Annotated in this window: 15 protein-coding genes, 1 rRNA gene, 1 other RNA gene and 1 pseudogene; all 18 read left to right on the forward strand. The window is 65.0% G+C overall.

Annotated elements, in window-relative coordinates:
* The first annotated feature begins 68 nt into the window (after window positions 1-68).
* Window positions 69-184: ribosomal RNA gene (gene rrf, locus HF885_RS03650) — 5S ribosomal RNA — on the forward strand.
* Between the two features lie 452 nt (window positions 185-636).
* Complete coding sequence (locus HF885_RS03655) at window positions 637-3,633, forward strand: AfsR/SARP family transcriptional regulator (RefSeq protein WP_170103610.1); 2,997 nt, start codon at window positions 637-639, stop codon at window positions 3,631-3,633.
* A gap of 144 nt (window positions 3,634-3,777) precedes the next feature.
* The gene (secA, locus tag HF885_RS03660) at window positions 3,778-6,525 is read left to right on the forward strand and encodes a preprotein translocase subunit SecA (RefSeq protein WP_170103611.1); all 2,748 of its coding nucleotides are present in this window, start codon (window positions 3,778-3,780) and stop codon (window positions 6,523-6,525) included.
* Between the two features lie 13 nt (window positions 6,526-6,538).
* Window positions 6,539-7,651, forward strand: coding sequence for a peptide chain release factor 2 (prfB, locus tag HF885_RS03665; protein ID WP_170103612.1), 1,113 nt, complete (start codon window positions 6,539-6,541; stop codon window positions 7,649-7,651).
* Window positions 7,648-8,526 carry a YitT family protein gene (locus tag HF885_RS03670; RefSeq protein WP_170103613.1) on the forward strand — a complete coding sequence of 293 codons (879 nt, stop codon included), beginning with the start codon at window positions 7,648-7,650 and terminating at the stop codon, window positions 8,524-8,526. The genes prfB and HF885_RS03670 overlap by 4 nt, the downstream gene beginning before the upstream one ends.
* Window positions 8,527-8,720: 194 nt before the next feature.
* Window positions 8,721-9,839 carry a cell division ATP-binding protein FtsE gene (ftsE, locus tag HF885_RS10630; RefSeq protein ID WP_170103614.1) on the forward strand — a complete coding sequence of 373 codons (1,119 nt, stop codon included), beginning with the start codon at window positions 8,721-8,723 and terminating at the stop codon, window positions 9,837-9,839.
* On the forward strand, window positions 9,826-10,752 hold the full coding sequence (gene ftsX, locus HF885_RS03680) for a permease-like cell division protein FtsX (protein WP_170103615.1): 927 nt from the start codon (window positions 9,826-9,828) through the stop codon (window positions 10,750-10,752). The genes ftsE and ftsX overlap by 14 nt, the downstream gene beginning before the upstream one ends.
* An 81-nt stretch (window positions 10,753-10,833) precedes the next feature.
* A complete protein-coding gene (locus HF885_RS03685; protein ID WP_170103616.1) occupies window positions 10,834-12,885 on the forward strand; it encodes a ribonuclease R family protein in 2,052 nt (683 codons plus the stop codon).
* A 78-nt stretch (window positions 12,886-12,963) separates the two neighbouring features.
* Entirely contained in the window at window positions 12,964-13,899 is a 936-nt protein-coding gene (locus HF885_RS03690; RefSeq protein WP_170103617.1) for a hypothetical protein, read from the forward strand.
* On the forward strand, window positions 13,889-14,380 hold the full coding sequence (gene smpB / locus HF885_RS03695) for an SsrA-binding protein SmpB (RefSeq protein ID WP_170103618.1): 492 nt from the start codon (window positions 13,889-13,891) through the stop codon (window positions 14,378-14,380). The genes HF885_RS03690 and smpB overlap by 11 nt, the downstream gene beginning before the upstream one ends.
* Window positions 14,381-14,487: 107 nt before the next feature.
* Window positions 14,488-14,919 (forward strand): annotated as a pseudogene (locus HF885_RS03700) (flavin reductase family protein); the annotation flags it as partial.
* Between the two features lie 135 nt (window positions 14,920-15,054).
* Window positions 15,055-15,198: a rubredoxin-like domain-containing protein gene (locus HF885_RS10310; protein WP_206109796.1), complete on the forward strand. Its 144-nt coding sequence runs from the start codon at window positions 15,055-15,057 to the stop codon at window positions 15,196-15,198.
* A gap of 188 nt (window positions 15,199-15,386) precedes the next feature.
* Window positions 15,387-15,750, forward strand: a transfer-messenger RNA (tmRNA) gene (ssrA, locus tag HF885_RS03705).
* Between the two features lie 103 nt (window positions 15,751-15,853).
* On the forward strand, window positions 15,854-16,756 hold the full coding sequence (locus tag HF885_RS03710) for a patatin-like phospholipase family protein (RefSeq protein WP_170103620.1): 903 nt from the start codon (window positions 15,854-15,856) through the stop codon (window positions 16,754-16,756).
* Between the two features lie 201 nt (window positions 16,757-16,957).
* Window positions 16,958-18,598 carry a hydroxylamine reductase gene (gene hcp / locus HF885_RS03715; protein ID WP_170103621.1) on the forward strand — a complete coding sequence of 547 codons (1,641 nt, stop codon included), beginning with the start codon at window positions 16,958-16,960 and terminating at the stop codon, window positions 18,596-18,598.
* 202 nt (window positions 18,599-18,800) lie between these two features.
* On the forward strand, window positions 18,801-19,241 hold the full coding sequence (rplM, locus tag HF885_RS03720) for a 50S ribosomal protein L13 (protein WP_090846835.1): 441 nt from the start codon (window positions 18,801-18,803) through the stop codon (window positions 19,239-19,241).
* A 3-nt stretch (window positions 19,242-19,244) separates the two neighbouring features.
* Complete coding sequence (gene rpsI, locus HF885_RS03725; RefSeq protein ID WP_090846833.1) at window positions 19,245-19,640, forward strand: 30S ribosomal protein S9; 396 nt, start codon at window positions 19,245-19,247, stop codon at window positions 19,638-19,640.
* Between the two features lie 130 nt (window positions 19,641-19,770).
* The gene (glmM, locus tag HF885_RS03730; protein WP_170103622.1) at window positions 19,771-21,108 is read left to right on the forward strand and encodes a phosphoglucosamine mutase; all 1,338 of its coding nucleotides are present in this window, start codon (window positions 19,771-19,773) and stop codon (window positions 21,106-21,108) included.
* Window positions 21,109-21,249: the final 141 nt, after the last annotated feature.

A 21,249-nucleotide genomic window follows, 5' to 3' on the forward strand; every position in this document is an offset into this window, starting at 1 on the left:
CTTGTCGCGCTGTGCGGCCCCCAGGGCACGGCGGAGCCGGCCCCGGAACCGAAGAATGCCCCTAGTTGGTCAGCGACCATGGCAGGGGAGGCACACCTGGTCCCATTCCGAACCCAGAAGTTAAGCCCCCGAGCGCCGATGGTACTGCGGAGCGAGTCCGTGGGAGAGCAGGACGTCGCTGACCAACTAGGGGCATTTTCGCGTCTCGCGCCGGAGTTGTGTGGGGCATATCAAACTTGTTCTTAGGATTCCTTGCGGCTCACAGGTGCCTAAGATAAACCATGATAACCGTGCAATGTGATAGATTGCTGTCAGCATAGAATTGTTTGTTGCCCTATTTTTGATATATTCCATCGATTTCCTGCGACAATGAAGACAATTCAAGTAGCGCATATATATTTCAGCTATAAAAGAAGAAATGAAATAGAACGAAATATGCCGTATCCGGTACGAAAGTAGACGGATGCGGCGTTTTTCGTAAAGAAGAGTTCGAAGTTGCCGCGGAACTTGCAGTCATCTGCGTCAATTGAATATTCAGTACAAAAATTCATACAATTTCACAATGAGATTCCTACAAATATGGTGCATCTATTAGTAAGTGATGCTCTACAGGCGACAGACGTGAAAGGAATCCGAATGCAGATGCACCCGATTATCGATTCTGAGGAAGATAGTTTCTCCGAGCTTAGAACGTGCACGCTACCCTCTCGCAACGAGCTGATGGGCGCGTGGAGCAACGTGGTTAGCTCTCGAGAGAAGGTCGTAGTAATCTGCGGCGACGCTGGGGTTGGTAAGTCATTCTTCTTGGATTGCATTGCTGCGCACGAGAGGAGTATTGGCGCTGGAATTAAGACAATCTCCCTTAAGAAGTGCGACGAGAATGAGCTTGGACAAAGGTTCGTACGCTTTTCTAGGGAGACTGTGCAGCAGTCGGAAGGTTCTCCCAGAATCACCGTTTGCGTCGATGATGTGCCGGCTGCTGACGAACGTTCTTACTCGCGCATAGCTCGGGCGGTGAAAAAGATGTCGAACGCCGGATGTATCGTCGTAATTGCGCTCAGGCCCGAATGCGAAGGGTTGATCGACGTGCTGGAGAACCCATTTGTTATGGACATGCACAGGCTTCTTGCCAGGTCATACCCAGGCCAAGGTACCACCCTGACGAACGGTATCCCGAAGCTGATTACCGCTCTCAGGTCTGATTATCAAATCGGAGAGAGAATTGACCGTGGCGGGCATACGTATCGAAAGGCTATCCGCGAAATGATTGCGGATGCGGTTCGAGACTCTCTTCCAAACGAGGAAATCGAGCTTCGACTTTCCCTCCTGCTTCTTGGCAGTGGATCCCTGGATGACGCCGTCCGCATTTGTCAGCATGCGGACGAAGAGTCGTTGTCTCTGCTTGAACGAGAAGCGCCATTCTTCGGGGTGTCTGTGGCGGACTCTTCTTTTCATGTCGCCGGAGTAAGTGACCTAGAGGTCTTTCATGATTGCAGGCAAGAGATTGCGGAAGCGTGTGAGAACGCGGAGTATGTCGCGCTGAATGTTGCCGATACGCTCGGAAGACGAGGGGAGTATCGACGCATGGGGTTTGTGCTCGACGCGATTCGTGACTCCGCCCTCGCAATGTCGTTCGCCTCGCGACATGGCGTCGACCTGGTGTGTGCTGGACACGCGTCATTGGTGTCGAGGTCGATTCGTCTCTCGGATCCAAATGACGATGCCGCGCAGCAGAGGGCGCTGATCAACAGCCTTGCCGTTGCGGAGGTCTCGGCGAAGAGGGATGAGGCGGTCGGTCTTCGCGAGTCCTGCAGCGCTTTGACGAAGACCGACGTGTACGAAAAATCTGCGCTTCGGCATGCCGCAATGCTCGGTGCCTGTCGCGAGCTGATGTCAGGACGTCGAATCGCGAGGATACGACGCAACCCGAACTTGGATGACGACCAAATAGAGCTGATGTATGACCATCTGCACGCAGCAAAATACATCGTGGATGGCAAGTTTCTGGCCGGCTTTGATGCCCTGCTCGACAATCCGGGAAGAAAGAGGATGGACGGTATTCCGGCGGCCATGCTTGCAGACGACTTCTATATTTGCGAGATGATGCTTGGCGAGGTGCCTGCGCGCAATGGAAGCGGCACGGGATCGTCGTTGGAGGTATTCACGGAATGCGGGTCGGGAAGACTCGCCTCCATACATCTGGGGATGCGGTCGGCGCTTCGCATCCTAATGGGTCGGGTGACCGCCTTCCCCGAGGTCGAGAAAATCGTGACAAGACTCGGGTCGACAGACGACTTGGTACCTCAGTCGGCATTTCTCATTGCGGCTGCGGTGGCAGACTTGAGGATGAAGGCCTATGCAAGTGCGAGCGTAAGGGCAAAACGAGCAGCATCGCTGGCTCGCGATGCCTCGGCTGACTACCTCTGCGCGGCTGCGAGCTTGGTCGCCGATGCAATCGAGGTTGCAGCTGGGACGGAGCTTGAGGGCAAGGTTCGGTCTCGCGGCTCTGGTCCTGCGGTTGGCGCCCTGAACGATCTGAGGAGGATGCTTGCGCAGGCCTCCCGGGGTGACACGAGCAGTCCCGTCCGGTTCGATGTGCTCCAGCGGTCAACCTGCTCGAGGGAGATTCTCTGGGCACTGAATCTGCTCCTGAACGACTGCGGTCAGGCTTCGAGAAACATCAGGTCCATCATGCCTGCGAATTGGGTCCGATATTCCTCGAGCCTGCTTGGTGCGATGAACGAGTCTCAGGACCAGGGGGACGTACCTGAGCGGAACTTTGGCGAGGGTGACAAGGAGAAGGGTGACAAACCGGTGAGAATCAGGACACTCGGAACGTTCTCCGTGGCAATCGATGGAAGAGAACTTCCCGTAAGCGCACTTGGCGCACGGCGTGGAAGAAACCTCGTCTATGCGCTTGCCCTGACAAGAGGACACTCCCTTGCCAAGCGCGAGGCAATCAATATGGTCTGGGGCGACTACGACTACAGCACGGGGAACCAGAAGCTCTACGAGACGGTCTGCCTTGCTCGCAAGATTCTTAGGGTTGGTGATGACAGGGAATCCGTCATCTTAACGGGACGGTCTTCGGGTAGGATTGCCCTCGACATGGCGAAGGTCACTATAGATGTGGACGAGTTCGAGGCTCGTGCGAACGACGCGCTTTCAAGTGAGGGCATGGACAGAAGCGTCGTGGCTCTGGCAAGCGAGGCGAGGGACATCTACTCTGGTGGTGTCGCAGAGATGATCGACGACCCCTCCGGTGCTATCGAGAGCCGAATAGAGTCGCTAACGACTCTGCATGCCGACGTGATGGTGGCCGGTGCCAAGGCTGCGCTGCGAGAGGGGAAGACGTACCTCTCGTCACAATTGTCGGGAGAGGCGCTCAAGGACGACTCGTTGCGCGAGGACGCTCTGCTGCAGTACGTGACTGCGCTGGGCGTGCTTGGCCGGACCGCAGAGATCGTGACGGCGTATCGTCGCTACAAGGACGCTCTTGTCCATAAGTACCACGCGCTGCCGTCGGAGCCAGTCAGGAAGAGCGTGGACGAGGCCCTGGAACACAGCGGGAGCAGCCTGACGGCTGAGAAAATAGACGGGGTTGCAGCTGGGGCCGACGAGGAGGCTTCCTAGGAGAGGCGCGAAGGTGACCGCGGGCGGTGCCAATTTGATGGTTACACGGGCGTGCGCTGCGCTTGCTGCCTCCTATTGATAAAGTGGGAGCGTTGATTAATGTGCCCGCGGTCGCCGCGCAGGCTGATGTCCAGAGGAAAGATTATGCCAAACTTTTTTTCTAAATTGCTTTCTCATGGCGCGGATAAGCAGCTGAAGGAGTTTGAAGCGATAGCGGAGAAGGTCAACGACCTCGAGCCGCAGGTCAAGGCGCTGAGCGATGAGGAGCTCAGGGGCCAGACCGCGCTCTTCCGCGAGAGGTACGCCAACGGCGAGACGTTGGACGATCTTCTCCCCGAGGCATTTGCCACGGTGAGGGAGGCGTCGGTCAGGACGCTCGGCATGAGGCACTTCGACGTGCAGGTGATCGGCGGCATCGCGCTTCACCGGGGCATGATCGCGGAGATGAAGACCGGCGAGGGCAAGACGCTCGTGTCGACGCTCGCCGGCTACCTGAACGCGATTCCGGGCGAGGGCGTGCACATCGTCACCGTGAACGACTACCTTGCGAAGCGCGACAGCGAGTGGATGGGCCAGGTCTACAAGTTCCTGGGTATGAGCGTCGGCATCCTGCAGAACGGCATGAGGCTGGACATGAAGAAGCCCGCGTACAATGCGGACGTGACGTACGGCACGAACTCGGAGTTTGGCTTCGACTACCTGCGCGACAACATGGTTGGTCGCGCGGACATGCGCGTGCAGCGCGGTCACCACTTCGCGATCGTGGACGAGGTCGACTCCATCCTGATCGACGAGGCGAGGACCCCGCTCATCATCTCGGGCGCGGGAACGAAGTCCGCGAGCACGTACAAGGACTTCGCGCGGGCTGTGCGCGGGCTGACGCCCGACGTCGACTTCGAGATGGACGAGGCGAAGCACACCATCGCGGCGACGGACCAGGGACTGAGGAAGATCGAGCGGAGCCTGGGGATCGACAACATCTACTCGGACATGTCCGGGCAGCTCGTCAACCACCTGCAGCAGGCCCTGAAGGCCCAGTACATGTTCCACAGGGACCAGCAGTACGTCGTGGTGGACGGCGAGGTCAAGATCGTCGACGAGTTCACGGGCCGCATCATGGAGGGCAGGCGTTACTCCGAGGGCCTGCACCAGGCGATTGAGGCGAAGGAGGGCGTGTACATCCGCGAGGAGAACCAGACGCTTGCGACCATCACGCTGCAGAACTACTTCCGCCTTTACGACAAGCTCTCGGGCATGACGGGAACCGCCATGACGGAGGACGCGGAGTTCAGGGAGATCTACAACCTGCCCGTGCAGGTGATTCCGCCCAACAAGCCCGTGCAGCGCATCGACCACGACGACCTGGTGTACAGGACGGTCGAGGCGAAGTTCAACGCCGTGGCGGACGACGTTGCGAAGAGGCACGCGACCGGCCAGCCTGTCCTGGTTGGCACGGTGTCGATCGAGAGCTCCGAGCGTCTCTCGCGCATTCTGGACAAGCGCGGCATCAAGCATGCGGTGCTGAACGCGAAGTTCCACGAGCGCGAGGCGCAGATCGTGGCGCAGGCCGGCCGCGAGGGTGCCGTCACCATCGCAACGAACATGGCCGGTCGTGGTACGGACATCCTTTTGGGCGGCAACCCCGACGTGCTTGCCATCGACCTCATGCAGGACGACGGCATCGACGTGAGCGAGGGCGTGAGCGCGGAGATGCGCGCACCGTACCTGAAGAAGGCGAAGGAGATCTGCGCGCGCGAGAAGGAGCACGTGCTCGCGGCTGGCGGACTGTGCGTGATCGGCACCGAGCGCCACGAGAGCCGACGCATCGACAACCAGCTCCGCGGTCGTGCCGGCCGCCAGGGCGACCCCGGCGAGACGCAGTTCTACCTCTCGCTCGAGGATGACCTGATGAGGCTGTTCGGCGGGGACCGCATGGACCGCATCTCCGCGATGATGACGAAGTACGACATGCCGGACGACATGCCGATCCAGGCGAAGATGGTCACGAAGGCCGTGGAGAGCGCCCAGCGCAAGGTGGAGGAGATAAACTTCGCCATGCGCAAGAACGTCCTCGACTACGACGACGTCATGAACAAGCAGCGCCAGGTGATCTACGAGGAGAGGAACAAGATCCTCGACGGGAAGGACCTCGTGGCGCACGTGGCGGAGGTGACTCGCGGGACCGTCGACCGCAGGGTGCAGGAGTTCTGCGGCGAGAACGTTGACCCGAGCGACTGGGACGTCGAGGGCCTGCGCAAGTGGGTCGTGGAGCTGACCGGCAGGACGGACCTGCCGGAGTTCGAGGACGACGAGGACCGCGACGCCATCGCGGACGCCGTGTACGACTACGTGATCGAGTGCTACGACGCCAAGTCGAAGCTGCTGTCCGACGACATCATGCAGCAGCTCTCGGCCCAGGTGATGCTGCGCGTCATCGACACGAGGTGGATGGCGTACCTGCAGGAGATGGACTACCTGAAGACCGGCATCGGGCTGAGGGGCTTTGGCCAGCGCGACCCGCTCGTGGAGTACAAGACGGAGGCGTTCGCGGCGTTTACTGAGCTCGTGAACACGATGTACGAGGACTTCCTGCGCACGATCCTGCGTCTGGAGCTTGCGGCGCCGCTGACGGAGGCCGACGAGTCCGACGACCTGAGGGGCGCGAAATACTCCGGTCCCGCGGACGTCGACGGCGACCAGTCCTCCCACAGGGCGGAGATGAGCGAACGCGCCGGCGCCCCGGGCGGCGCGAGGCACATGGCCGCCCCGGACAAGCCGACGACGTACCGCAAGGCCGATGACCCCGACCCGTACGTGGGCGTCGGGCGCAACGACCCCTGCCCCTGCGGAAGCGGAAAGAAGTTCAAGAACTGCCACGGCAGGAATCGATAGCAAAGCGTGGGAAATGACTGACATCTCCAGAGAAGACATCGAGGGGCTATCCGAGAGGCTCGACAAGGTGGAGGACTACCTCCACGTGGACGAGAAGCGCGGCAAGGTGGCCGAGCTCGAGAAGCTGAGCGCCGAGCCCGGGTTCTGGGAGGATGCCGAGGGCGCGAGCAGGACCATGGAGCAGCTGACGCGCGCCAAGGAGGACGTCGTGGCCATCGACTCCGCGCGCTCGGAGCTCGAGGACGTGAAGGCTGCCCTTGAGCTGGGCGAGGAGACCGGAGACGAGGACCTTCTCGCCGAGGCGAGCTCGACGCTGGAGCGGCTGGTGTCGGACCTTGGGGAGCTGGAGCTCTCCACGTGGTTTACGGGGGAGTTCGACCACGGCGACGCCATCGTGACGGTGACGCCCGGACAGGGCGGGCTCGAGGCGCAGGACTGGTGCGACATGCTTTTCCACATGTACCTGCGCTACTGCGAGCGGCGCGGCTGGAAGGTGGACGTGAACGACGCCCCCGCGGCAGACGTCATCGGCATCGACCGGGCGACGTTCACGGTGTCCGGCAGAAACGCGTACGGCATGCTTCGCGCGGAGCAGGGCGTGCATCGGCTGGTGAGGATCTCTCCCACCGACGACAAGAAGCGCCGGCAGACCACGTTTGCGGGCGTGGAGGTGCTGCCGGTGCTGCCGGACGACGTGACCGTGGACATCGACCCCCAGGATCTGCGGATCGACGTCTACCACGCGACGGGCCACGGCGGGCAGGGGGTCAACACCACCGACTCCGCGGTGAGAATAACGCACATACCCACCGGCACGGTCGTCACGTGCCAGAACGAGCGCAGCCAGATTCAGAACAAGGCCATCGCCATGGGCATCCTGCGCAGCCGCCTGTACGAGCGCGAGCTCGCGAAGCGCGAGGCCGAGATCGACGAGCTGCGCGGCCCGAAGCGCGACATAGGCTTTGGCAACCAGATCAGGAGCTACGTCCTGTACCCGTACAAGATGGTGAAGGACCTGCGCACGGGCATCGAGACGGGCAACGTGGACGCCGTGCTGAAGGACGGCGACCTCGACCCGTTTGTGATCGGCTATCACAGGTGGCGCGTCGGCGGGGGTGACGAATGAGGCACAGGTTCGACTGGAGGCGTGCGGCGAAGGACGCGCTCCTGATAGTTGCGGGCTCGGTGCTGTTTGCCATCGGGATCGACTGCTTCGAGCTGCCAAACGGCATCGCGGCCGGAGGGCTCACGGGTCTGGCGACCATCATCTACGCGGTGGGCAAGGCGGCGGGCGTCACGCTTCCCGTCGGCATACAGACCATCGCCATGAACATCGTGCTTCTGGTGTACGTGGTGCTGCGCACGCGCGACTGGTCCTACGTGACGCGCAGCATCGCCGGCATCCTGGTGTCCGGCTTCGTGATCGACGCGCTTGCGCCCGTGCTGCCGGTGCCCACCCATGGCGACCTGCTGATATCCGCCATCTGGGGCGGCGTGTTCGTGGGCGCAGGCGTTGGCGTCGTCTTCCTTTCCGGCGGCAACACCGGCGGCACGGACATCGTGGCGCAGCTCATCGCAAAGCGCATAGGCATGCCGCTCGGCACGCTGAGCATACTTATCGACGGCGTGATCGTCATCGCGTCGATCCCGGTGTTCTCGCTCCGGAACGCCCTGTTCGCCGGCGTCGCCATGTACATTGGCGGACGCGTCATAGACGCGGTCGTCGACGGCCCGCGCACGGCGCGCATGGCGTACGTCATATCGGGCAAGCACGAGGAGATCGCGAACGCCATCATGTACGACCTCGGTCGCGGCTGCACGGAGCTCCGGGCGCGCGGCGTCTGGAGCGGCAACGACCGGCCCGTCCTCATGTGCGTGTGCGGCAGGACCGAGACCGCCCGCCTGAAGCAGATCGTGGGCGAGGTCGACCCGGACGCGATCGTGGTGGTCTCCGAGGTCCACGAGGCCTTCGGCGAGGGCTTCACGCGCATCGGCTCGTAGGGTGCGGGCAAGGGGCGCGCGCTGGCGAGAAGGGCGTGCCCCCAAGGCCGCGGACCTTCTCGCCAGCGCGCCTTGGCCTTCTTTGGCGCTCTGGTTAATCTGTGCTACGCCGGCGTCGCCGTGCTCCGCACCTGCGTTTCCGGGTAGACTTAACAAGATTCTGTCAGTATCGCTTTGTAGAAAAAGGAGCTCTAGTGGCCAACCACTTTCGCAGCAGCGAGCGGCAGGGGGACGACAGGCTTGACTCCACGAGTCCGCAGGTCCCGCAGGCCGATGCGGTCCAGGGCGGCGGGTCCCATGATGACCCGCAGTCCCATGTAGACGCCATCGTGCGGGAGGAGGCGGCGAACGCCCGCAGCGCGGCGGCGCACGCGGCGCCGGCTGCGCAGACACCGGCAGACCCCGCGCCCCAGGCGCCCGCGGACGCCGAGCCCCTGCAGCCTGTCACCACGGTAACGGCGCACACCACCGAGGACGCGCCGCAGGCACCGCAGGGCGAGGGCCTCGTGGTGTCGCAGACCGCGGGCGACATCGAGTCGCAGCCCGAGACCAAAAGCGTCTTCGCGCCCCTGCAGGATGACGGCAACCGCGCGGTACCCCACACGGGCAGGCCGACCATCTCGCTCAGAAACGCAACACTCATCTACCCGGCCCAGCCCAACAAGCCCGCGCTCGACGGCGTGAGCCTCGACATCTATCCCGGCGAGTTCGTGTTCGTCGTCGGCCACTCCGGCTCGGGCAAGTCGACCCTGCTCAAGCTCCTCACGCGCGAGCTGCGCGCCACGAGCGGCAAGGTCATCGTCGCGGGCCAGGACCTCACGAAGCTGCGCGACAGGAAGGTCCCGTACCTCCGTCGCCAGATCGGCACGGTCTACCAGGACTTCAAGCTCCTGCCGGACAAGACGGTGTACGAGAACGTCGCGTTCGCGCTCGAGTGCATCGGCAAGCCGCGCGCGGTCATCAAGGTCCAGGTACCCGAGACGCTGCGCCTCGTCGGCCTTGCCGAGAAGATGGACAACTACCCCGACCAGCTCTCCGGCGGCGAGCAGCAGCGCGTCTCCGTTGCCCGCGCCATGGTCAACCGCCCGCCGCTCCTGGTGTGCGACGAGCCGACGGGCAACCTCGACCCGGCCATCTCGCTTGGCATCATGAGGCTGCTCGACCGCATCAACCGTACGGGGACCACCGTCGTCATGGCGACCCATGACCGCGAGATGGTCGATTCCATGCGCAGGCGCGTGATCGCCCTCGAGGCTGGCCATGTGGTGCGCGATCAGGAGAAGGGAGGCTACGGCTTCTATGGTGCCATCTAACATTGGGTACTCGCTCCACGAGGCCTTCCGCCACTTCCGTCGCAACTGGTCCACGGTGCTCGGGGCAATCGTGACGATCTTCCTGTCGCTCTTCGTGATCGGCATGTTCGTGCTCGGCTCCGTGCTCGTCGGCAACCTCGTCGGCAACGTGGAGGACCGCGTCACCATCCAGGCGTTCCTCTCGGACAACGCGGACAAGACGGCCGTCGAGGCGCTCCAGAAGAAGGTCGATGGCTGGAAGTACGTCGAGTCCGTCTCGTACAAGAGCAAGGAGGAGGCGCTCAAGCAGTACAAGGAGACGATGAGCAACCGCAACGCCGCGGACGCCGTCGCCGCCCTCGACGGCGAGAACCCCGTGCCCGCCTCGCTCGTGATCAAGCTGTCGGACCCGCAGGACGTGGAGAAGGTGGCGAACAGGCTCGTCAAGGACGCGGACTTCGCGAAGGTCGCGGACAACTCCTCCAACCCCAGCGACTCCGTCCAGTACGGCCGCGAGACGGTGGAGCGCCTGTTCAGCGTCACCTACTACCTGCGCATCGGTGCGATTGTGCTCGTGGCGCTGCTCGCGTTCATCGCGTTCGTGTTCATCAACAACACCATCCGCCTCGCCATCTCGGCGCGTCGCCGCGAGATCGCGATCATGCGCCTGGTCGGTGCCTCGAACGGCTTCATCCGTGGGCCGTTCATGATGGAGGGCCTGCTCGAGGCGCTCTTCGGCTCCGTCCTGGCGGTCGTGACGCTCAACGCCGCCCTCGCCGTCGTCATGCCCAGGCTCCAGAACAGCCTGAAGTTCCTCTCGTTCGACCTGCCGGCGCACGTGCTGGCGGGCACGTACGCGGGGCTCATCGTAATCGGCATGCTCCTCGGCATGTTTGGCTCTATGATTGCCATGAGGCGCTACCTCAAGGTCTAGCCAAGCAATCGGCATCGTCCTCGTACAAAGGCGGCGCGGCCTGCGGGTCACGCCGCCTTTCCCTACCAAAGGAGGTCTCGCATGGGACGCAAGCGCCCGCACAGGGGAAACCGTCGCCGTCCCGGACGGGAGGGCAAGCGCAAGGCGCACGTCCTTCTCACCGGAACGCTGCGCGTGATGAGGCCCGGCGTCGCGGAGGTGCAGACGCCGGAGGGGACGTTTCCCGTGGCGCGCGGCGGCATCCGCGAGGGCATGAGCGGCGACGAGGTGCAGGTGAGCCTGCAGGACGTGCGCGGGCGAGAAAAGCTTGCGCGCGTGCAGAACGTCGTCACGCGCGCGACGACGACGTTTTTGGGCGTCTACAGGCACCTTGACCCGCTGGGGGCCGTCGTTCCGCTGGACGCGCGGATCAAGCGGGACTTCTTCGTGATCCCGCAGGACAAGAGCGCCTCGCGCCTGGGCGTGGGGGAGGGCGACGTCGTGTCCGCCCGCATCACGGAGTACCCCTCCCGCCACAGCGCGGGCGTCGTCACCATAGACCGGCGCGTGGGCTCCTCCGCGGAGCTCGACCTCAACGTGGAGTCCGTCATCGCGTCGTACGACCTGCCGGGCGATTTTCCCTCGGCGGCGCTCGCGCAGGCGGATGCGATCGCAGTGGACGCCGAGGCCGCCCTCGCGAGCGACCCGCTGCGCCGCGACATGCGCGCGAGCTGCGTCTTCACCATCGACCCCACCGACGCCCGCGACTTCGACGACGCCGTGGGCGCAAGGCGCGTAGACGACGGCTTCGAGGTGGAGGTCCACATCGCGGACGTGACGCACTACGTGCCGTTAAACTCGCCCGTCGACAACGAGGCGAAGCGCCGCGGATGCTCCGTCTACCTGGTGGACCGCGTGCTGCCCATGCTGCCGGAGCGCCTGTGCAACGACGTGTGCTCGCTCAGGCCCGGCGTGGACCGGCTGTGCATGAGCGTCGTCATGCGCCTGGACCGCCGCGGCAACGTGACGGACGCGCAGGCGTTCCCCACGGCCATACGCTCAGCCGCACGGCTCGACTACGACACTGTGGACGCGCTCCTGGAGGGCCGCGTGGACGCGGCGGGGCTCCCGTGCGCGCCGGACGCGGCACCGCGGGTGGCGGAGGCCATCGCGGTGCTGGACCAGGTGGCGGCGCTTCGCATCGCGCGACGGGCGGAGCGCGGCGCCATCGACTTCGACACCCGCGAGGCAAGGGTCCGCCTGGGCGAGAGGGGCGTGCCCACGGGGGTGGAGGTCCGCCGCAAGACGCGCGCGACGAGCCTGGTGGAGGAGGCCATGCTCATCGCGAACGAGAGCGTCGCGCGGATGCTGGCGGACGCGGACGCGCCGGCGGCGTACCGCGTGCACGAGCAGCCTTCCCCGGAGGAGCTCGCGCAGACCATACCGGTTCTTGCGGAGCTGGGGCTCGTCCACGGCGAGCTCGCGGACCGCGTGATCGCGGGCGACCCGTTTGCCATCCGGCAGGTGCTTGAGGCCGCGCGCGGCACCGCCGGCGAGGCCCTGGCGACGACGCTCCTGCTGCGCGCGCAGAGGCGGGCCGTCTACCTGCCGCAGAACGAGGGGCACTACGCGCTGGGCGCGAAGGCGTACTGCCACTTCACGTCGCCCATCAGGCGCTACCCGGACGACGTCGTGCACCGCGCGCTCAGGGCGCAGCTCGAGGGGCGCGCGCAAAGCCGCGAGCAGCTGGACGTGGCGCGGGGCTTCGCGCAGCTGTGCCGCACGTGCTCCGACCGCGAGCGCATCGCGGACGGCGCGGCCCGCGACACGCAGAAGGTCAAGATGGCCGAGCTGTTCGCCAACCACGTGGGCGAGTCCTTCTCGGGCGTCGTCGTGGGCGTGGAGCGCTACGGGCTCTTCGTCACGCTGGACGACACGTGCGCGGAGGGCCTGGTGCCCGTGGGAGCGCTCGGCGACGAGTGGTTTGCGTACGACGAGAAGCGCCTGTGCCTGACGGACGAGTCGTCCGGGCGCGCGTGGCGCTGCGGGCAGCGCGTGGCCGTGACCGTCACGGGGGCGAACCCGGCGCGCGGGCAGATAGACTTCGCGCCGGCGCGGGCGGACGCGCACGCCGCGTCGCATGCATCAAAGTGACGCGCAACGGGTAGCCTAGAACACATACGCAATCCCGCCGCGGGCGGGGCACGAGGGCGGCGCTGCCGCTGGAGGAACATGGACGAGAGTGGAATGACGGAGGGCCTGGCGCACGCGGAGGCCCTGATGATAGAGGGACAGAACGACGAGGCGCTCGACGTGCTGCTGGGCATCGCGGAGGACGCGGAGGAGTACGTGGACCGCAACTGCCCCACGACGGACGAGGTGCAGTGGTTCAGCTTCCCCACGATCTTCGAGCGCCTGGCGTACCGCCGCGTGGAGAAGGACCCGCGCGAGCTGCGCGACGTGGGCGAGCCCATGGACCGGCTGTACGGCGACCTTGCGCTTGCGGCCGTGCACACCGGCGACTACGACATCGCGACGAACGCGCTGAAGCAGGCGGTGCGCTGGAACCCCATGGGGTGCGAGAACCGTCTGAACCTCGCGGACCTCTTCCGCGTGAACGGCGACATAAACGAGTACCTTGCGCTCACGTACTCCGTGTTCGAGCGCGCGAGCGACGCGCGGCACCTCGCGCGGGCGTTCGCGAACTTCAGCGAGTACTTCCTGGTGCAGCAGAAGCCGCGCACGGCCGCGGCGGCGCTGCGCGCGGGGCGTCGCCTGGGCGTGAGGGAGCGCGCGCTCGACCATGCGCTTGACCAGGCGGCCGGCACCACGCACGACCCAGACCTCGTTGGCGACGACGAGGCCCGCGACCTTCTTGCCCAGGAGGGTCTGCCGGACGGCGCGAATGCGGAGATCGCCATCTGCCTGCTGATGTGCGCCACGGACGCCGCGCAGGCCGGCCAGCAGGACGTCGCGACCAACCTGACGGTGCGCGCCCGCGACCTGGTGGGCGAGGACGCCTCCATGGCGCTGCTGAGGCTGATCCGCCAGAGCGACGAGGACCTCGCGGCAGACCAGGGCGCGGCGGGCAAGGAGGATGCGCCGGGCGAGAAGGGCGCGGCGGACGGCGCCGAGGGCACGGCCGGAGGTGACGCGGATGGCCGCTAGCAAGGCGAGGGAAAAGCGGCCCGGTATAAAGGTCATATCGAAGAACCGCGCCGCGCGCCACAACTACGCGATCGACGAGACGTTCGAGGCTGGCATCGAGCTCACGGGCGCGGAGGTCAAGAGCCTGCGCGACCGCGCGACGCAGCTGACGGACACGTTCGTGCTCATACGCGGCGGGGAGGTGTGGCTGAACGGCATGCACATCCACCCGTACGTGAACGGCGGCGTGTGGAACCCGGACCCGGACCGCAGGCGAAAGCTGCTGCTGCACCGCAGGCAGATAGACTACATGGAGCAGAAGCTTCGCACGAAGGGCGTCGCCATCGTGCCGCTTCAGATGTACTTCGACGAGCACAACCGCGTGAAGCTCACCATCGCGCTCGCCACGGGCAAGAAGCTGTACGACAAGCGCGCGGACATGGCGCGCCGCGACTCTGACCGCGAGATCCGCCGCGTGCTGAAGGAGCGCAGCCGCGGGTAGCGCTCGGCACGGCGCTCGCGGCATGGCGCCTTGCCGCCGCGGAGCCAGGCCCTAGAATGACGGTAGGCGCCCCCGCACGGGGCGAAGGCATGCGTTTGGAGGGACAGATGGACACCACCGCGTTCACGAAGTTCACGTCCGGGCTCTACGTCGTCTCTGCGTCCGGAGCCGACGGCACCTCGGCGTGCCTCATCAACACCGGCCTGCAGCTCACGAGCACCCCGCTGCAGATAGAGGTCGTCGTCAACAAGCAGAATCGCACGCAGCGGGCGATCCTGGACGCCGGCCACTTCGCGCTCTGCCCGCTGGACGTGACGTGCGACATGGAGTACGTGGGCCGCTTTGGCTTCAAGTCCTCCGCGGACGTCGACAAGTTCGCGGGCATCGACTCCGCCGTGACGGCGCTCGGCGACCGCTACCCGCTTCCGCACGTGCTCGCCGTCGTGTCGTGCAAGGTCGTGGCGACGCTGGACGTGGGCACCCACACGGTGTTTGTGGGAGAAGTGCAGGACGCCAGGACCCTTGGCGATGCGGACCCGCTCACGTATGCTTACTACCACACGGTGTTGAAGGGAAAGACGCCGCCAAAGGCCTCCTCGTACGTACCGGCGGAGGTCGCGAACACTGGGGACGGTTCCGCGAACGCGGACGACCACATAGAGAGAGGAAACACCATGGCTGACGAGAAGAAGACCTACAAGTTCGTCTGCACGGTCTGCGGCTACGAGGTCGAGGTCGACACCCCCGAGCTTCCCGAGGACTACGTCTGCCCCGTCTGCGGCGTTGGCCCTGACCAGTTCGAGCGGGTGGAGGAGTAGCCTCCGCGGCCCCTCGCGCACGTGCGCAAGGACGGGGTCGCGCCGGTGCGTGGCCTCGTCCTTCTCGCCCGGGTGCAAAAAGTCGTGCTGTCTGACGCGCGGAAAGTTGGGTAGACTCTACGTGTTCGGGCGCGGCCCGGACGGCACTTTGACAGACGCATGGTGGCATTCGGCCCCAAGCACCTCATGGGGGCGACTGGTTTCGACAGGGTAGTTCTGAGGTGGGCAGCAGGCCGTGGTCTCCTCGCCACGCTAAACAGGGGTACCGTCAAATTTAATTGACAACGATTCTTACCAGGGCTATGCCCTCGCTGCTTAATTATTAACTAGCAGCCGTCAATCCCGGGATCGCTCCCGTCCCCGGTGCGACGTCATCTAGGGAGATGCTCTCTGGGACGTAGTCGGTATGCCCAGGGAAAAGCAAGAACCGGCTGGGACGCCAAGCGCGGGTCGCCAAGTGCGCGGCGTCCAAGACCCAATTGGCGACTAAGCTTGTAGACACCTGCCAGGGAGCTGCTTTGGACCGGAGTTCGATTCTCCGCGCCTCCACCATGGACTTCGTCGGCGCCCGCCCCGCAAGGGGTGCGGCGCCGTTTTGCTACGCATGGCCGGCCCGGCGCGGCGCGCCCCGGCCCCAACAGAGAGGGGGACGCCCATGGCGGCCCAAGACACGGCCCTCGTGCTTGAGGGCGGAGGATTTCGCTGCATGTTCACGGCGGGCGTGCTCGACGTCCTCATGGAGCATGGCCTGTACGACTTCGGCAGCGTGTGGGGCGTCTCGGCGGGCTCCATCAGCGCGTCGAGCTTCAAGAGCCGTCAGATCGGCCGCACGGCCCGCATCATGCTCGCGTTTAGGGACGACCGCAGGTTCATGTCGTTCTGGTCGCTTCTGACCACGGGCAACATCGCCGGCGGCGAGTTCATGTACGAGGAGGTCCAGAACGTGCTGGACCCCTGCGACGTCAAGACGTTCAATGGCAACCCGACGCGCATGTTCAGCGTCGCGTCCAACGTGGTGTTCGGCACGGCGGACTACCTCGAGTGCAAGAGCTTCCCGGAGGACGTGGCCAAGGTGCAGGCGTCCGCCTCGATGCCGGGCGTGTCCCAGATGGTGGAGGTTGACGGCAACCGCTACCTGGACGGCGGCACCACGGACTCCATACCGTTCGAGGTGGCGCTCGGCTCGGACGGCGCGCGCAAGGTCGACGGCTACGACGGCGCGCGGAGGGCCGTCGTGGTGCTCACGCGCGACCGCGACTACGTCAAGGGCCTCGGCAACGAGGGGCTGGTCCTGCGCAGCCACCGCTACGACGCCTACCCGTACTTCACCCATGCGCTCGAGACGCGCTACCTGCGCTACAACGCCCAGCGCGACCTGCTGTTTGCCATGGAGGCGGAGCAGGACCCGCGCGTGCTGGTGATTGCTCCGCCGGACCCGGTCGACGTGGACGTCACCGGCGCGGACGGCGGCGCGCTGCTCTCGCTCTACGTGAAGGGGCGCCAGCAGGCGGAGGCGCGCCTGGAGGAGATAGCGGCGTTCATCGGCCACGAGGCGTAGCGCGCCGCGCCCGCGGCCGTGTCGCGACCCCGCGGCCGCGTCCTTCTCGCCCGGTCGCGGCGCCTGGGCGAGAAGCGCATGCGTGCGGCTTGTGAGCAACTCGGCGGCTGTTGCAAGTGCAACTGATTGCGACCTCGGTCTGGCGTAGGCTCACGTTAGTGAGGGTCGCGGCGGGGGCCGCGCGTCAGAGAGAGGTGTTCGATGGATCCCAAGATGTTCTGTTACCAGTGCCAGGAGACCGCGGGCTGCAAGGGCTGCACGATTCGCGGCGTGTGCGGCAAGTCGCCGGAGGTCGCCGCCATGCAGGACCTGCTCGTCTACGTGACGAGGGGGCTGTCCGCCGTGACGAGCGCGCTGCGCGCGAAGGGCGAGTCGGTCTCGCGCGGCGTAAACAGCCTCGTCGCCACGAACATGTTCCACACCATCACCAACGCGAACTTCGACGAGGCGGCCATCCGCGAGCGCATCGAGCGCACGCTGAGCGTGAAGGCGTCGCTCCTGGCAAAGCTCGGCGACACGGACGGCCTGCCCGAGGCCGCGCTCTGGTGCGGCGAGGACGCCGACTTCGCCGCGAAGGCGGCAACGGTCGGCGTGCTTTCGTGCAAGGACGAGGACGTGCGCAGCCTGCGCGAGCTGATCACCTACGGCGTGAAGGGTCTCTCCGCGTACACGGCGCACGCGAATGCCCTGCTGAAGTACGACGAGTCCGTGGACGCGTTCATGCAGGAGGCCCTGGCGAAGACCCTGGACGACACGCTGGGCGTGGATGACCTCGTCGCGCTTACCCTTGAGCTCGGCAAGCACGGCGTGGACGGCATGGCGCTCCTGGATGCCGCGAACACCGGTGCGTACGGCAGCCCGGAGGTGACGGAGGTCAGCATCGAGCCGCGCTCGAATCCCGGCATCCTCGTCTCGGGCCACGACCTGCGCGACCTCGAGATGCTGCTTGAGCAGACCAAGGGCACGGGCATCGACGTGTACACGCACTCCGAGATGCTCCCTGCGAACTACTATCCCGCGCTGAAGAAGTACGACAACCTCGTGGGCAACTACGGCAACGCGTGGTGGAGGCAGAACGAGGAGTTCGAGAGCTTCAACGGCCCCATCCTCATGACCACCAACTGCATCGTGCCCCCGCGCGACTCCTACAAGGGTCGCATGTTCACCACCGGCTCTGCGGGATACCCCGGCTGCACCCACATCGAGGCCAACGAGCAGGGCGAGAAGGACTTCTCGGCACTGATCGAGCTCGCCCGCACCTGCGAGCCGCCCACCAAGATCGAGGAGGGCTCCATCGTGGGCGGCTTTGCCCACGACCAGGTCTTCGCCCTCGCCGACCAGGTGGTCGACGCCGTGAAGACCGGTAAGATCACGAAGTTCGTCGTGATGGCCGGCTGCGACGGCCGCGCGAAGAGCCGCAGCTACTACACGGACTTCGCCCGCGCGCTTCCCGAGAGCGTCGTCATCCTCACGGCGGGCTGCGCCAAGTACAAGTACAACAAGCTCGGCCTCGGCAACGTCCCCGGAACCGGCATCCCGCGCGTGCTGGACGCCGGCCAGTGCAACGACTCCTACTCGCTCGCCCTCATCGCGCTGAAGCTGAAGGAGATCTTCGGGCTGGATGACGTGAACGACCTGCCGCTGGCCTTCAACATCGCGTGGTACGAGCAGAAGGCGGTCATCGTCCTTCTCGCCCTGCTTGCTCTTGGCGTCAAGAACATCCACCTTGGGCCGACGCTGCCCGCGTTCCTCTCGCCGAACGTGACGAAGGTCCTCGTGGACAACTTCGGCATCGCCGGCATCACGAACGTGGACGACGACCTGAAGATCCTGGTGGGGTAGGGGCCGGGCAGGCCTTGGCCGACCAATGCACGGCAATCGGGCCCGGGCGATGACGTCCGGGCCCGAACTGCGTCTTTTGTGTGGGAATGTCGTGTTTTGTGTCGCGCGCCCCATGGTGTTGTATACTTCTAAAGCTTTTCCACTGAGCCCCGTAATCTCACAGGAAAACGCGTTCTGTTTAGTAAGCACATGGAGGAGTCAAGTGAACAAGTCGACTCATTACGCCAAGAAGGGTGAGGTCCAGCGCAACTGGGTGCTCATCGACGCCGACGGCGCCACCCTTGGCCGCCTCGCTACCAAGGCTGCCATGATCCTTCGTGGTAAGAACAAGCCCCAGTACACCCCCAACACCGACACGGGTGACTTCGTGGTGGTCATCAACGCCGACAAGGTCCAGCTTACCGGCGTCAAGGCCGACCACAAGGAGTACTGGCGCTACTCCGGATGGCTGGGTGGCCTGAAGAAGGAGTCCTTCAAGGAGGCCATGGAGAAGCACCCCGAGCGTGTCGTCGAGCACGCCATCAAGGGCATGCTTCCCCACACGTCCCTCGGCCGCCAGCAGGCGACGAAGCTCAAGGTCTACGCTGGCCCCGAGCACCCGCACGCCGCTCAGAACCCCGTCAAGATCGATCTGGAGGCTTAACCGATGGCTGACAACACCGCTGTTTACACCGGCACCGGCCGTCGCAAGGAGGCAACCGCCCGCGTTCGCCTCGTTCCCGGCACCGGCAAGGTTACCGTCAATGGCCGCGACGCCCTCAACTACTTTGGCCGTCAGCAGCTCGTTGACAACGCACTCGCTCCGTTCCGCGTGACGGACACCGTTAACCGCTTCGACGTCCTCGCCAACTGCGATGGCGGCGGCATCAACGGCCAGTCCGGTGCGCTTCGCCTGGGCATCGCCCGCGCCCTCCTCGAGGCTGGCGAGTACCGCGCCGACCTCAAGAAGGCCGGCTTCCTCACCCGTGACTCTCGCGCGGTCGAGCGCAAGAAGTACGGCCTGAAGAAGGCCCGCAAGCGCCCGCAGTTCTCCAAGCGCTAAGGCCCACTGGCTTCCAATGCACGTACGGAGGGCCTGTCGACTCTGGTCGGCAGGTCCTTTTTCGTTACAGTGATGATGTAGGCAACGGCGACACCTCCGGGCGCCGCATCTCATACGAGAGAGGTCTGCTATGAAGTACTTTGGTACGGACGGTTTCCGCGGCGTGGCCAACGAGGGGCTGGACGTCGAACACGCGTACAAGATCGGCCGCTTCGTCGGCTGGCACTACGGCGCCCGCGTGGGGAAGAAGGCCCGCGTCATCCTGGGCAAGGACACGAGGCGCTCCAGCTACATGTTCGAGAGCGCCCTCGTCGCCGGACTCGTCGCGTCCGGCGCGGACGCGTACATGCTCCACGTCATCCCGACGCCGGGCCTCGCGTACGAGACCGCGGACGGAGGCTTCGACTGCGGCATCATGATCACCGCGTCGCACAACCCCTACACGGACAACGGCATCAAGCTCGTGAACACCGAGGGCTACAAGATGGAGGAGGACGTCCTCGAGCAGATCGAGTCCTACATCGACGGCGAGCTCGACGTGCCGCTCGCCACGGGCGACGCCATCGGCTGCACCGTGGACTACATGCAGGGCCGCAACCGCTACATCGCGCACCTCATCGCGTCGTGCGGCTTCAGCATGCAGGGCGTGAAGGTGGGCCTCGACTGCGCGAACGGCGCGGCGTCCTCCGTCGCGCGCCCGGTGTTCGACGCGATGGGCGCCGAGACCCACGTGATCAACAACGCCCCGAGCGGCTTCAACATCAACGTGGACTGCGGCAGCACCCACATCGAGAGGCTGCAGGACTTCGTGGTGAAGAACGGCCTCGACGTCGGCTTCGCCTACGACGGTGACGCGGACCGCTGCATCGCGGTGGACGAGCGCGGCCACGTGGTCGACGGCGACCTCATCATGTACGTGTGCGGCGTCTACCTCGCGAAGCACGGCCGCCTCGCAAAGAATACCGTCGTCCCCACCGTCATGTCCAACTTCGGCTTCTTCAAGGCGCTCGAGGCCGCGGGCATCGACCACGTCTCCACGGCCGTCGGCGACAAGAACGTGTGGGCGTGCATGATGGAGAACGGCTACACCCTCGGGGGCGAGCAGTCCGGGCACATCATCTTCGGCGACCTGGAGAAGACCGGCGACGGCATCATGACGTCGCTGCGCGTGATGGAGGTCCTGCGCGCGGAGCGCGAGAAGCTCTCCGAGCTCACGCGTCCCGTCAAGCTGTACCCGCAGCTCCTCATCAACGTGCGCGTGCAGGACAAGGACGCCGTCATGGCTTCCGAGGACATCCAGGCCGCGGTCAGGCGCGCCGAGGAGTTCCTCGAGGGCAACGGCCGCGTGCTCGTGCGCGCGTCCGGCACCGAGCCCCTCATCCGCGTGCTCGCGGAGGCTCCCACCGACGAGCTCTGCCAGAGGGCAGATGCGATCGTGCTGGATGCGCTCGAGCCGTACAAGGAGTAGCGACAGGCAACATACCTGCGTCTTTGCGCGGGCGAGAAGGGCGGACGACTCCACTTGGGGGGCGCCCGCCCCTTGCGTGTGCGTTTTCAACTCGTGGCCCGCGGGTTTGGCCACCGTGTCTTTTATGGGAGCCACGCGGGG

The sequence above is a fragment of the Parafannyhessea umbonata genome (assembly GCF_012844235.1).
Lineage (GTDB): Bacteria > Actinomycetota > Coriobacteriia > Coriobacteriales > Atopobiaceae > Parafannyhessea.

What these genes read in the sequence shown, in the direction of transcription:
- rpsI (WP_090846833.1), top strand. Translation starts at nt 19,245, where the DNA reads ATGGCTGACAACACCGCTGTTTACACCGGCACCGGCCGTCGCAAGGAG.
- HF885_RS03670 (WP_170103613.1), top strand. Translation starts at nt 7,648, where the DNA reads ATGAGGCACAGGTTCGACTGGAGGCGTGCGGCGAAGGACGCGCTCCTG.
- secA (WP_170103611.1), top strand. Translation starts at nt 3,778, where the DNA reads ATGCCAAACTTTTTTTCTAAATTGCTTTCTCATGGCGCGGATAAGCAG.
- hcp (WP_170103621.1), top strand. Translation starts at nt 16,958, where the DNA reads ATGGATCCCAAGATGTTCTGTTACCAGTGCCAGGAGACCGCGGGCTGC.
- glmM (WP_170103622.1), top strand. Translation starts at nt 19,771, where the DNA reads ATGAAGTACTTTGGTACGGACGGTTTCCGCGGCGTGGCCAACGAGGGG.
- prfB (WP_170103612.1), top strand. Translation starts at nt 6,539, where the DNA reads ATGACTGACATCTCCAGAGAAGACATCGAGGGGCTATCCGAGAGGCTC.
- HF885_RS10310 (WP_206109796.1), top strand. Translation starts at nt 15,055, where the DNA reads ATGGCTGACGAGAAGAAGACCTACAAGTTCGTCTGCACGGTCTGCGGC.
- HF885_RS03710 (WP_170103620.1), top strand. Translation starts at nt 15,854, where the DNA reads ATGGCGGCCCAAGACACGGCCCTCGTGCTTGAGGGCGGAGGATTTCGC.
- HF885_RS03655 (WP_170103610.1), top strand. Translation starts at nt 637, where the DNA reads ATGCAGATGCACCCGATTATCGATTCTGAGGAAGATAGTTTCTCCGAG.
- ftsX (WP_170103615.1), top strand. Translation starts at nt 9,826, where the DNA reads ATGGTGCCATCTAACATTGGGTACTCGCTCCACGAGGCCTTCCGCCAC.
- smpB (WP_170103618.1), top strand. Translation starts at nt 13,889, where the DNA reads ATGGCCGCTAGCAAGGCGAGGGAAAAGCGGCCCGGTATAAAGGTCATA.
- HF885_RS03690 (WP_170103617.1), top strand. Translation starts at nt 12,964, where the DNA reads ATGGACGAGAGTGGAATGACGGAGGGCCTGGCGCACGCGGAGGCCCTG.
- HF885_RS03685 (WP_170103616.1), top strand. Translation starts at nt 10,834, where the DNA reads ATGGGACGCAAGCGCCCGCACAGGGGAAACCGTCGCCGTCCCGGACGG.